Source organism: Pedobacter sp. CAN_A7, from assembly GCF_015752175.1.
In the GTDB taxonomy this organism is placed as follows: Bacteria; Bacteroidota; Bacteroidia; order Sphingobacteriales; family Sphingobacteriaceae; genus Pedobacter.
Genome location: NZ_JADOUW010000002.1, coordinates 1,091,633 through 1,103,074, shown reverse-complemented (window position 1 = coordinate 1,103,074; position 11,442 = coordinate 1,091,633). Strand labels below are relative to the sequence as shown.

The following is an 11,442-nucleotide window of genomic DNA, read 5'->3' as shown; positions in this document are numbered from 1 at the left end:
ACCCATGAAAACGACATATATACCTATTTTACTTTCAGGACTGCTGTTATTCAGTTTGCCTTCCTGCAAAAAAGCATTGGACGAAACTAATATTAATCCGAATGCTTCGGAAAAACCAGAGCCTGCATTTTTACTAACTGGTGCCATAAAAACTACTTCAGACAGCTACTGGGGCACTGCCAATAACATGAATTCCAGTCTGCTGTTTGTTCAACACTGGGCAGCCATACAATACACCGATGCGGATCGTTATATTTTAACCAATACCAGTTTTCAAGACCTTTGGACAACTGGTTATACTAAAGGCATTGTGAACCTGAATGAACTGATTAAACTGGCCGAGGCTTCAGGCAATGTAAACTATAAAGGTGTGGCTTTGGTGTTGCGTTCCTGGATCTTCTGTCTGGAAACCGATGCCTATGGCGATATTCCCTACAGCCAGGCCGGTGATATCAATCAATTCCTATCGCCTAAATATGATCCTCAGCGCGATGTTTACCTGGGCCTGCTTAACGATTTAAAAACAGCACAAGGCCTGTTGGATCCCGCAGGAGCTGCCATACAAGGCGATATTATTTATAATAATGCCATTCCAAACTGGAAAAAATTTGCTAATGCTTTGCGCCTGCGCATTGCCTTACGTATTGCCGATCGGGAACCTGAATTAGCTAAACAAACCTTAGCGGATATCAGTGCCGAAGGTGGTAGCTATATTAATGCTAATGCCGAAAATGCAGTGGTTGCTTATAAAGCTTCGCCTAATCAAAATCCGGTGAGTAATATATTTGACACCCGTGATGACCATCGGGTGAGTAAAACCATGATCGATAAGTTAAGTGCTTTGAATGACCCACGGTTACCGGTATATGCGAGTCCGGCAGAAACCACTGGCCTGTATACCGGTGTCCCCAACGGATTAACCACCGGCGATGCCGCTGCCCTTGGCTTAACCAGAACTTCCGAACCTGGTGCTTATTTCAGGGCACCAAGCGCCCCGGCAGTGATCATTAGTTATGCTGAAGTACTGTTTGGTCGTGCAGAAGCGGCTGCCAGAGGTTTAACAGTAGAAAATGCCGCTGAGTTATATAGTGAAGCCATCAGTGCTTCGCTTGTGCAATATGGTATAGGCGCTACCGCCATTGCCACTTACAAAGCCAATGCAGCAGTAAAATATGACGCCAGCAATTTCAAAAAGTCTATCGGTGAACAGAAATGGATCGCTTTATTCGGACAGGGATTAGAAGCCTTTGCCGAATGGAGAAGGCTCGATTATCCCCAACTGCGCCCAGCGGTTGCAGGTGCTTTAAATGGAAACATGCCCCTGCGCTTTATTTATCCAGGTACAGAGCAAAGTTTAAATCCAGAACATTACCAGGCAGCTGTGGCTAACCAGGGCCCCGACCTTTTAACCACTAAATTATGGTTTGATGTCAGGTAAAACATCATTTTAAGATGAACAAGGCTATCTCCAACTCATGCCGGCAAAATATTTGCTAGAATAGAATGGAGATAGCCTTTTTACGTTAGTATAAACATTTATAAAGCCGTTAAGCTATCGTAAGTTGTTATTCATAGTTTGTTGTAAGTTGATATAAGGTTTTGAAGTTTCGTAACCTTATTTTTCTTTTTAATACAAAAAATGATATATATTACAATTTAATACTAACCAAATACAATATTTTAAGGATGCTATCGATAGAGAGTCTAAAATCTGTTTTTGAAACATCGGCTGTGGGGTGCCTGATCATCTACCCTGATGCACCGCGTTTTACGATAGCTTATGCCAATGAAGCTTATTTAAATATTTTAAACACCCACTTACCAGACATCCTTGGAAAAAGTGTGATAGCTAGTGCAGATCCAGATTTTGTAAATAAGTTAACCTATATCCTGCAACATCAAAAAGCAGCCGATGAAAGTTGTTACCCTATACTTGATGACAAAGGACAAGTTGCTTTTATTGTAACCTCCGTTCAGCAAGACCACCTGGTGCCACAAAAACAGACAACAGCAATTTTTGACGATCAAAGTGCCAACATTCTGGAAAGTATAACTGACGCCTTTTTTGCCGTTGATCAGCACTGGTGTGTTACCTATTGGAACAAAGAAGCGGAAAAGGTCATGCAGATGCCAAGGCACGGCATCATTGGCAAAAACCTCTGGGAACTTTTCCCTGATGCGGTAAACTTAGCGTATTACAAGGAGTATCACATGGCCATGTTGGAAAAAATACCACGCCATTTTGAAATCTACTACCCTATCTATGCCATATGGATGGAAGTATCTGTTTATCCTTCAAATAACGGGATTTCAGTGTTCTTTAAAGATATTGGCCATCGGGTGGAAGCAGAAAAACAACTGAAAGAGGCTAAACAAAATTACAAGAACCTGTTTAACTTAAGTCCACTACCCATGTGTGTATACGATATGGACACCTTACGCTACCTCGATGTTAACGAGGCCGCCATAGTTCACTATGGTTATAGCCATGAGGAGTTCATGAACATGACTTTAAATGACATCAGGCCTAATACCGGGTTTGACGAATTAGCATATATTCTAAAAAACGAGGTAATACCGGGTGAGATACACACTAAAATTACCACCCACCAAAAGAAAAATGGCGAACTGATCATGGTAGAAACCAGGGGCAATTGTATCGAATTTGGAGATCATAAAGCACGTTTAGTAGCTAAAATTGATGTGACCAAAACAATTGCAGCTGAAGAAGCCGTAAAACGCAGTGAACAGTATTTTAAAGCCTTAATCCAAAGCGGCTCTGAATTAATTGCCATTATTGATGCGGAAGGTCATTATAGTTATATCAATAGCAGCACCAACTCTATTCTGGGAATAGATCCGGAATCTTATCTAGGGAAAAGTCCGTTTAAATTTATTCACCCTGATGATATTCCAACTGTGAAAGAGCAGATGGAGCTTATTGCAACCAAAAAGCGAATTAAAGTATCCCCTTTTCGCTTTTGCACAAGTGATCAGGAATACAGGTGGCTGGAAGCAGTGGTTACCGATATGAGAGATGATCCGGCGGTTGGCGGATTGGTCACCAATTCCCGTGATGTTACCCGTAGAATTGAGTACGAGATTAAATTAAAGGAAAGCATTAATCGATTCAACTTAGTTTCTAAAGCAACCAGTGACGCGATATTTGACTTTGATGCACAACTTGATGTACTCTATTGGGGCGATGGATTCAGAGAAAACTTTGGCCATACCCCTGGTGAATCGCTTCAGTATAGCGACTGGGCAACTAAAATCCATCCGGAAGAAAAGGAGCGGGTATTGGCTGAACATGATCTATGCAAGCAAAATAAGGAGAAAAGGTTAGACACTAAATACCGCTTTCGCTGTGCAGATGGCACCTATAAAGTGGTGCTGCAAAAATGTTCTTTAATCTATGATGAGGATGGAACCTTACTGCGCATGTTAGGATCTTTACAGAATATTACAGAAACGGTCAACTACATTAAAGCTATTGAAGCCCAAAATATCTTGCTAAATGAGATCTCATGGACACAAAGCCATATTGTTAGGGCACCATTAGCCCGACTGATTGGTTTGTTAGCATTAGTCCATACAGAAGAACTAGGTTCGGCTAACCATGAAGTGTTTACCCATATCCAGCTTTCAGCTGCTGAACTTGATCAGGTGACTACAGAAATCATTAAAAAAACGGAGGCTTTAGATAAAGCTTAACTTAATAAGATATTAAAGCAAAGGTTTGCGGGGTATAATCTTTCAGTTTTTCTCTGCCGGCTAAAAATTCCAGGGCAATGATAAAAGAGCAGCCTACTACTTCTGCCTGTAACTGGCTTACCAGTTTAGCAGCTGCAACTACGGTTCCGCCTGTAGCCAGGAGATCATCGTGAATCAAAACTTTCTGACCCGGAATCAAGGCATCTTCATGTAACTCTAAAATAGCACTTCCATATTCGAGGTTGCAAGCTTGCTGGATAGTTTTTGCAGGAAGTTTGCCAGCTTTACGAATAGGCACAAATGGCACCTTTAAGGCTTGTGCCAATAACATTCCAAACAAAAACCCACGACTTTCGATACCTGCGACCACATCAATTTGAACACCTGAAAGTTGATTGACAAGGGCTGCCGTGATTTCACTGCATAACTCAGCATCTTTAAGAATTGGCGTAATATCTTTAAAAACAATACCTGGTTTTGGGAAATCAGCAATATCTCTAACGGCTTGTTTTATCTTATTTTCAATCATGGTACAAAAGAAATATAGGGCGACAACTGTTCCAGCACCTGCGGACTAAGGATAATCACCTTTTTTAAGTCGTCAAAAGTACTATAATTTCCGTGTTGTTCTCTATACTGGATGATGGCATTCGCCTGTTTATACCGGATATAAGGGTTGTTTTTAAAATCCTCTACCCGGATCGTATTCACATTCAGGCGTTTAACCAGAGAAGCATCGACCACCACCTGATCTTTGATTTCCTCAAATTTGACAAGGTCCAGACCATACACTTCCATCAGCTGTTCCTTTTTATGGAAACCGCCAATGCGTTCCCGGTACTGGATAATTCTTTTGGCAAAGGCAGGCCCTATGCCCCTGATGGTCTCTAGTGCTGCGGTATCTGCCTGATTGATTTCAACCCGTATGTTAACAGGCAGGTCTTTTGGGTAATTAAATACTTGTTGGCGGGGTTTCTCCTGATGGTCATTGGCTTTAAAAGAGCTTAAAGCCGATGACTGAGGCTCAATATCAATATAAGGCCGAAGTTTCTGATAAGCGGCTGCCGAAACCACATACATTTTCTGCAGGTCTTCTGGTTTTCGGAACTGACCTCCTTTTAGTCTGTAGTTAAGAATAGATTGTGCCTGTTTTACCGAAAAACCTAAATCCTGCCAGCCACGCAAGTCAGTAGTATTCGGATCAAATCGGTGTAATCGAAGCGGGGGTTTAACGGATTTAGCAGTAGAAAATGTTCTTTTTGCTGCCCCAAAAGCTGAAGCTTGTGGCTGGTCCCTCATCAGTTGCCTATAATGTGCTTCGGCCATTTGTTCCATCCCAGGGTCTATAGTAACTGGCCACAGCCAGTTATATAGGGTTGGAAGGCAGCTTACCCCAAAAATAAGCAATACCAATACCAGCAAGCCGTTAAACTCCCCCTTGGTCAAATCGAAATAGTTACGCAGCCATTTTCTCATGCCATTTAATGTACTACCGATAATTAGGAATATAAAGCTTATTTTTGTTCTTATTTGTAACCCCCTCAGGAATGAAACCTTCATTACCCTCCTTCAAATACAGTAAGCTCCCAGCAGTATCATCACTATTAAAAAACAAACTTAAATAATGGACATCATTACCACTACGGAATTTGCAAAGGCAACCAAGATTGATAAACTTGGTGTTCCTGGTTTGGCAGGCCTGCTCATGGCCGTCATGAAGCTCAATGACATCAATAAAGTCTTCTCTCAAAACAAGGAGTTTAATGGGCTGGAATTCGTAGATAAAATTTTAGAAACCATTGGTGTAGAAATTGACTTTGATGAAGAAGACCTGAAAAACATTCCTAAAACGGGTAGTTTTATTGCCATTGCCAACCACCCCTATGGGGGAGTCGAGGGTTTAGCGCTGGTCAAACTGCTTTGTATGGTGCGGCCGGAGGCGAAGGTGATGGTTAACTTTATCCTAAAAAAAATCCCCAACCTGGAAGAGTTCTTTATTGCCGTTAACCCCTTCGAGAATGTGCAGCACAGTTCGAGCATCAGTGGCTTAAAAGCTACCTTTGATTTAATCCGAAATGATATTCCCATTGGCATCTTCCCTGCAGGCGAGGTGTCTACTTTTGATAGGAATAAACAGGAAATTACCGACCGCCTGTGGCATCCGGTAGTTGGAAAACTGATAGCCAAAGCCAAGGTGCCGGTTGTACCCATTTATTTTCATGGTAATAATGGCATCTTGTTTAATTTACTGGGTTTTATACACCCTACGTTGAGAACCGCAAAACTACCTTCAGAGTTTTTAAACAAACAGGGTTTAAAAATGAAGGTGAGGATTGGCAGGCCCATTCAAATCGACGACATCTCTTATAAAAACAACTCGAATAAACTGCTCGATTTCTTACGTGCCCGTACTTACGCCCTGGCCACTGGCCTGGAGCAGGAGAAGAAATTGTTTAATCCCATTGCACTCTTTAAGATTAAAAAAAAACCAGCTGCAATCATAGAGGAAACTCCAATGGCTAAGCTCATTGGAGAAATAGCTACACTTGAAGATTTTAAGGTGTGGACAGAAAAAAAGTATGAAGTGTACATTTGTCCGACGCCAAAAATCCCAAACATCCTGCGCGAGATTGGACGTTTACGGGAAATCACCTTCCGCGAAATCGGTGAGGGCACCAATAAAAAAATAGACCTCGACAATTATGACATCTACTATAACCATCTTTTTATCTGGGATCAGGACAAGCAAAATATTGTTGGTGCCTACCGGATTGGCAAAGGCGATGAGATTTTAGACACCATGGGTCGTCGGGGTTTTTACCTGTCGGAACTCTTTAAAATTAAGGAACCTTTTTATCCCATTTTGCGTACGGGCATAGAATTAGGCAGGTCCTGGATCAGGAAAGAATACCAGGGTAAACCTTTACCCCTGTTTCTGCTGTGGAGAGGCATTTTAAAATACCTGATCGATAATCCTAAATACCGCTACCTGTTTGGCCCGGTAAGCATTAGTAACAATTTCTCTAAGTTTTCTAAATCCCTAATGGTCGATTACATTACCCGCCACCATTTTGATTATGAGCTGGCGCATTATGTTAAACCTAAAAACAAGTTTAAAGCAGATTTAACTCCTGATAATGACCTGTTGCTTGAAAACAGTGAAACCCTAAAAGATTTAGACAGCCTGATCTCTGACATTGAAAACACACACTTAAAGATTCCGGTGTTGTTAAGGCAATACATGAACCTTAATGCGAAGATTATTTGTTTCAACATAGACCCTAAGTTTTCAGATTGCCTGGATGGCTTTTTAGTCGTCGACACGAAGAACATTCCGGCAGAAATGCTGGAGCGGATTGGAAAAAACCTTTAAATATAAAAAGCCCCGACATCCATCGGGGCTTTTTAATTTCAACTAAACCTAAACTCATTCATAAATAATAACCAACTATCTATGCCACAAATGTAAACTTAGCATGTAAAGTAAATGTGAAATCAGCGTAATGTTTGAGTAACTTCATCCTGACCACTAATAGTTTTTTATTTTCTTTAGTCCAAGTCCTGGCTGGTCGTTCAGGGTAATTTTACCATTCACCACATCCATTCCTTTATACACATCATTCCCAATAAGCAATGCCCCATCTAAATCGGCCCAATCAACCATAGGTGCCAATTGCGCCGCCGCTGATATGGCACAGGAGGTTTCGGTCATACACCCTATCATGATTTTCATGTTCAGCGCTTTCCCTAATTCCAGCATCCTATGTGCTTCTCGCATGCCCGTACATTTCATCAGTTTGATGTTGATGCCGCTATAAACCTGATGAGCTTTTAACACATCTTCTAATCGCTGCACAGACTCGTCGCCAATGGTTGGAATCGGACTGTTTTGCGTTAACCATGCATTATCGTCAATGCGTTCTTTAGGCATACCTTGCTCAATAAAAACCACTCCCTTTTCATGCAGCCAATGAGCCATGTCTAAAGCGAAAGCTTTATCTGTCCAGCCCTGGTTTACATCTACACAAATGGGTTTATCGGTAACGTCACGAATGGTTTCAATCATTGCCTTATCAGTATCGCGACCAAGTTTTACTTTTAAAATCTTGTAAGGCTCAGCTTCAACCACTTTTTTGCGGATCATTTCCGGCGTATCGATGCCGATGGTGAACGAAGTATCTGGTGTTTTACTGGCATCATACCCCCATATTTTATACCAGGGCTGTTTCATGATTTTGCCCACCAGGTCGTGCAGTGCAATGTCCACTGCCGCTTTAGCGGCACGGTTTCCGGGTTCCAGGTGGTCTACATAATTCAGGATGTTTTCCATTTCGAAGGGATCATCAAACTTTGAAAGATCAACTTTGGCCAGGAACTTCATCACGGTTTCATGCGATTCACCTAAATATGGGGGCATCGAAGCCTCCCCATATCCAATAATGCCATTGTATTCCAGTTCGGTAAGTACCACGGGGGTTGTAGACCTTGAACTGGTGGCTAAAGTAAATACATGATTCAATTGTAATGTATAAGGTTTGAAACGCAGTTTCATGACACCTTTACCTGCATGTATTTCCCTGGCATTTGCCAATAGTGGAGCGCTACCCATTACCATGGAGGCGCCAGCCAATAAGGCGGTATTTTTTAAAAAGTCTCTTCTTTTATTCATTACTTAGCAATTATTCATGGTTGTAGGTTGGTATACAATGGGTGTTGATCTACCCGGGTAAGCTCTGGTGTACCGATACAAGGCAGAATCCTGCGGGCACTTACCATGGTGAGCGCCTGTGAAGGGGCATAATCTGCTGCCGAAGGATCGAGGCTGTTAATTTTCACCCGGCCTGCCGACTGGATAAACCGGCCACCACCCATATAGATGGCTACATGTGTAATTCTTGGGTTTGGCACTTTACCTTTAGCTAAAGCAAAAAACAGTAAATCGCCAGGTAAAAGGTTTTTCAACGACTTCTGGAAGTTAACCGTATCGGCTTCAAAAACATCAACGGCATCTCCTACCAACACTTGTTGCGAAGCATCCCTCGGGATGATAATTCCATGTAGAAAAAAGGCAGTTTTGGTAAAACCACTACAATCTACGCCCTTAATGGAAGTTCCCCCCCAAAGGTATGGCACACCCATAAATGTTTTTGCCGTGGCCAGCAGCTGTTCGGCAGTAGGGTTTGGCCTTTTTACCCATGGCTGGTAATCTGCAGCATCTTTTAATGGGATATAGGCAATGCGCTGATCGGGATAGGCAATTTTATAAAAACCCTTTTCTTTACCAAGCAGTTTAAAAAGGTTGCCTTTTACCAGGTCTGATACCCTTAATGAACTAATGTGAGGTTCCGTATAAGAAAAGCCAAAATCGGCTGTATAGATTAATTTATCAGCACTTTTCCAATCTTCAAAAGCCTTAGCATTCAAGATAGCCAAAGCATCACCATCCACCCAGGAAATGTATAAATCAGGCGAACGGACCAGGTAATAGCCCCCTTGCTTTTTCAACAATTCTACCGGTGTACCCATCATCATTTGTGTCATCATTTCGGCGCCATGCGAAGGTGTGTGCCGGTTGTTAGCTACCGATAAGGTGACAACCGCAAAACGCCGATCGCCTAACGCGGCATCTGGCAATAATTTAGGCGTAATATTTAATTTAATACCTGCTGTTGTAAATGCTGCACGCAGTGAATCCACAGCTTGTGGCAAGGTGGTTTCTATCGTCAGTTCCGGAACCGGAGTGTCTTTCAACTGTATGTTGTAAACAGCGGTTCTTTTGTCCGGGGCAAGTGATTTACCTACTGCTGTAGCCAGGCTGTTGATCTTTTTCAGTACCAGGCTATCTGTTGTTGCGGAGGCTTTTAAACCCAGGCAGGCAAATAGAATAAAAAAAAGTGTGAGGTATTTAGAAAAGCGCATAGGACTAAATTAACATGAATGGTAAATATAAGGAGTTACGACTAAAAATAATTCCTTAAATATTGCAAATAAACGCAACAATGTTCAGTAATAACCCGCACAAACACGCAAATTGTTACAATAAAGTGATTCTGTGATATATGCACCATGGGTGCATGATTTATGAGTTAAGTTTAATGAGCATAAATTTTAAACAAAAAAAAGCAGGCCCGGATAACCGGGCCTGCCTAACACACTAGAGATGATATGAAAATTATTTTACTGCACCTGGAGTTGTGTAAGCTAATGCTTGTGGGTTATAATTAGCCCATCCTGACGTCCAGTCTGTAGCTCCGAAAGCACCTTTATGAGCTACTTTTTCGAAGAAAGTGTCAGCAACTTTTGCATGTGTAAACATTGCGCCAGAGGCAGCTGCAGATCCCGCTACTACCGTAAAGTTAGGTGTACCTTGTTTAGCGGCTACAACTACATCTGGAGCGTATTTGTAAGCATCAACCATTACATCAGCTGCATATGCACCCGGAGTGAAAGTATTGTTCACGTTTAAACCTGCACTGATTAAGGCTAAAGTAGCTGCGCTAGTCGCTTTAATCTGGTTTGATTTTCCATTGCTGCCCAATACAAGGTTGTTTGCAAAAACAGACTTTCCTGTTAATAAAGCATTACTAGAATTTTCTGTTTTACCTGATGGTCTTTCATCGTCATAAAAAATACCTTCAGTATAGCCTGCAAATACAGAGTTAAAAATGCTGATGGCAGAATTACGACGAATCTGTGCAGCATGTTGATAGTTTGCATTGATGCTACCTGCACCAGCTTTATCTACCGGACCTACTACCGTAACGTTAGCAAAAACAGCTGAAGTTTGAGGAAGGTTATTTTCACCACTACTCATGTTATCAGATTCAAAACCATTTGATCCAGATACATCAGCAACAGAAGCTAAACGTTGTGCAACAGCAAACTGAATTTTTCCTGAGAAACCGTTATCGGTATCAAAGTCATCATCCCATGTTCCTACAGCAACTAAGTGTTTTGCATTAACTGTTCCACCAAACCATTCGAAAGCATCGTCACCAGAACGGTAAACCTGAACATAATCAACAGTGGTTCCAGAACCAACACTACCAAAAGTGATACCGTTAATTTCATTATCTGGTCCTAATGGAATACCTGCATATTCAACACGTACATACTTTAAAGTACCTGAATTATCAGCGTCTTCTGTACCACCATGTTTACCTTTTTCGGTTGCATCAGAAATACCTTCAATTGGTACTGAAGTACCTAAGTTGTTTTTCGCTTTTCCTAGGATAACTAAACCACCCCAGTCGCCAGGACCACGTGCACCAGCAGCAATGTTTGATGTAAATACAATTGGTTTCTCAGCAGTACCTACGGCTTCAATTTTCGAACCGCGGGTAATCACTAAAGCACCTTTAGTTGATTTATCACCTTTAATAATGGTACCTGGTTCGATCGTTAAAACAACGTTATTCGTTACAAATACATTACCTTTTAATAAATAGATTTTATCTGCAGTCCATTTAGTGGCGGCAGTAACATCACCTGTAACTTCTACTACACCTGTATTGTTACCTGGATCTACTGGATTAACTGGTGAATCGTCCATTGTCGATTTTGAACAGCTTGCCATAAATACAAGAGCGATTAAGGCAGAAGCTAAAAATTGTTTTTTCATAGTTTTATTTATTTATGATATTCAAAGATGTTATTTTGTTATCACCACAACATGAACTGTATTTTAAGTAATTGTTATGTTAGTTGGTATTGTGTTGATAATGAATT

Annotated in this window: 8 protein-coding genes; 3 read left to right on the top strand and 5 right to left on the bottom strand. The window is 41.4% G+C overall.

The genetic code is table 11. The features are described from left to right. Positions 1-4: 4 nt before the first annotated feature. The gene (locus IWX76_RS10855; protein ID WP_196859904.1) at positions 5-1,438 is read left to right on the top strand and encodes a SusD/RagB family nutrient-binding outer membrane lipoprotein; all 1,434 of its coding nucleotides are present in this window, start codon (positions 5-7) and stop codon (positions 1,436-1,438) included. Positions 1,439-1,686: 248 nt separating this feature from the next. Beyond that, positions 1,687-3,714 (top strand): PAS domain S-box protein, encoded by a 2,028-nt coding sequence (locus IWX76_RS10850; protein ID WP_196859903.1) that lies wholly within the window; start codon positions 1,687-1,689, stop codon positions 3,712-3,714. Position 3,715: 1 nt separating this feature from the next. Here the strand turns inward: IWX76_RS10850 and IWX76_RS10845 are convergent, their stop codons facing one another. Together IWX76_RS10845 and IWX76_RS10840 are read right to left on the bottom strand one after the other, a co-directional pair. Further along, a complete protein-coding gene (locus IWX76_RS10845; RefSeq protein ID WP_196859902.1) occupies positions 3,716-4,243 on the bottom strand; it encodes an adenine phosphoribosyltransferase in 528 nt (175 codons plus the stop codon). Next, on the bottom strand, positions 4,240-5,190 hold the full coding sequence (locus IWX76_RS10840; RefSeq protein WP_196859901.1) for a ComEA family DNA-binding protein: 951 nt from the start codon (positions 5,188-5,190) through the stop codon (positions 4,240-4,242). Before IWX76_RS10840 ends, IWX76_RS10845 begins: the two co-directional genes overlap by 4 nt. Positions 5,191-5,338: 148 nt before the next feature. Here IWX76_RS10840 and IWX76_RS10835 point away from each other — a divergent pair, with 148 nt between their 5' ends. After that, positions 5,339-7,087: a lysophospholipid acyltransferase family protein gene (locus IWX76_RS10835; RefSeq protein ID WP_196859900.1), complete on the top strand. Its 1,749-nt coding sequence runs from the start codon at positions 5,339-5,341 to the stop codon at positions 7,085-7,087. A 156-nt stretch (positions 7,088-7,243) separates the two neighbouring features. On the opposite strand, the gene IWX76_RS10830 is transcribed toward IWX76_RS10835, so the two are convergent. From IWX76_RS10830 to IWX76_RS10820, 3 genes are all read right to left on the bottom strand, one after another. Further along, positions 7,244-8,383, bottom strand: coding sequence for a dipeptide epimerase (locus IWX76_RS10830; protein WP_196859899.1), 1,140 nt, complete (start codon positions 8,381-8,383; stop codon positions 7,244-7,246). Between the two features lie 14 nt (positions 8,384-8,397). Beyond that, positions 8,398-9,633 carry an NlpC/P60 family protein gene (locus IWX76_RS10825; protein WP_196859898.1) on the bottom strand — a complete coding sequence of 412 codons (1,236 nt, stop codon included), beginning with the start codon at positions 9,631-9,633 and terminating at the stop codon, positions 8,398-8,400. 253 nt (positions 9,634-9,886) lie between these two features. Further along, complete coding sequence (locus IWX76_RS10820) at positions 9,887-11,335, bottom strand: hypothetical protein (RefSeq protein WP_196859897.1); 1,449 nt, start codon at positions 11,333-11,335, stop codon at positions 9,887-9,889. Positions 11,336-11,442: the final 107 nt, after the last annotated feature.

Excerpts from the sequence above, each read along its gene's own strand:
- IWX76_RS10820 (WP_196859897.1), bottom strand. The coding sequence starts at position 11,335 with ATGAAAAAACAATTTTTAGCTTCTGCCTTAATCGCTCTTGTATTTATG.
- IWX76_RS10830 (WP_196859899.1), bottom strand. The coding sequence starts at position 8,383 with ATGAATAAAAGAAGAGACTTTTTAAAAAATACCGCCTTATTGGCTGGC.
- IWX76_RS10850 (WP_196859903.1), top strand. The coding sequence starts at position 1,687 with ATGCTATCGATAGAGAGTCTAAAATCTGTTTTTGAAACATCGGCTGTG.
- IWX76_RS10840 (WP_196859901.1), bottom strand. The coding sequence starts at position 5,190 with ATGAGAAAATGGCTGCGTAACTATTTCGATTTGACCAAGGGGGAGTTT.
- IWX76_RS10835 (WP_196859900.1), top strand. The coding sequence starts at position 5,339 with ATGGACATCATTACCACTACGGAATTTGCAAAGGCAACCAAGATTGAT.
- IWX76_RS10855 (WP_196859904.1), top strand. The coding sequence starts at position 5 with ATGAAAACGACATATATACCTATTTTACTTTCAGGACTGCTGTTATTC.
- IWX76_RS10845 (WP_196859902.1), bottom strand. The coding sequence starts at position 4,243 with ATGATTGAAAATAAGATAAAACAAGCCGTTAGAGATATTGCTGATTTC.
- IWX76_RS10825 (WP_196859898.1), bottom strand. The coding sequence starts at position 9,633 with ATGCGCTTTTCTAAATACCTCACACTTTTTTTTATTCTATTTGCCTGC.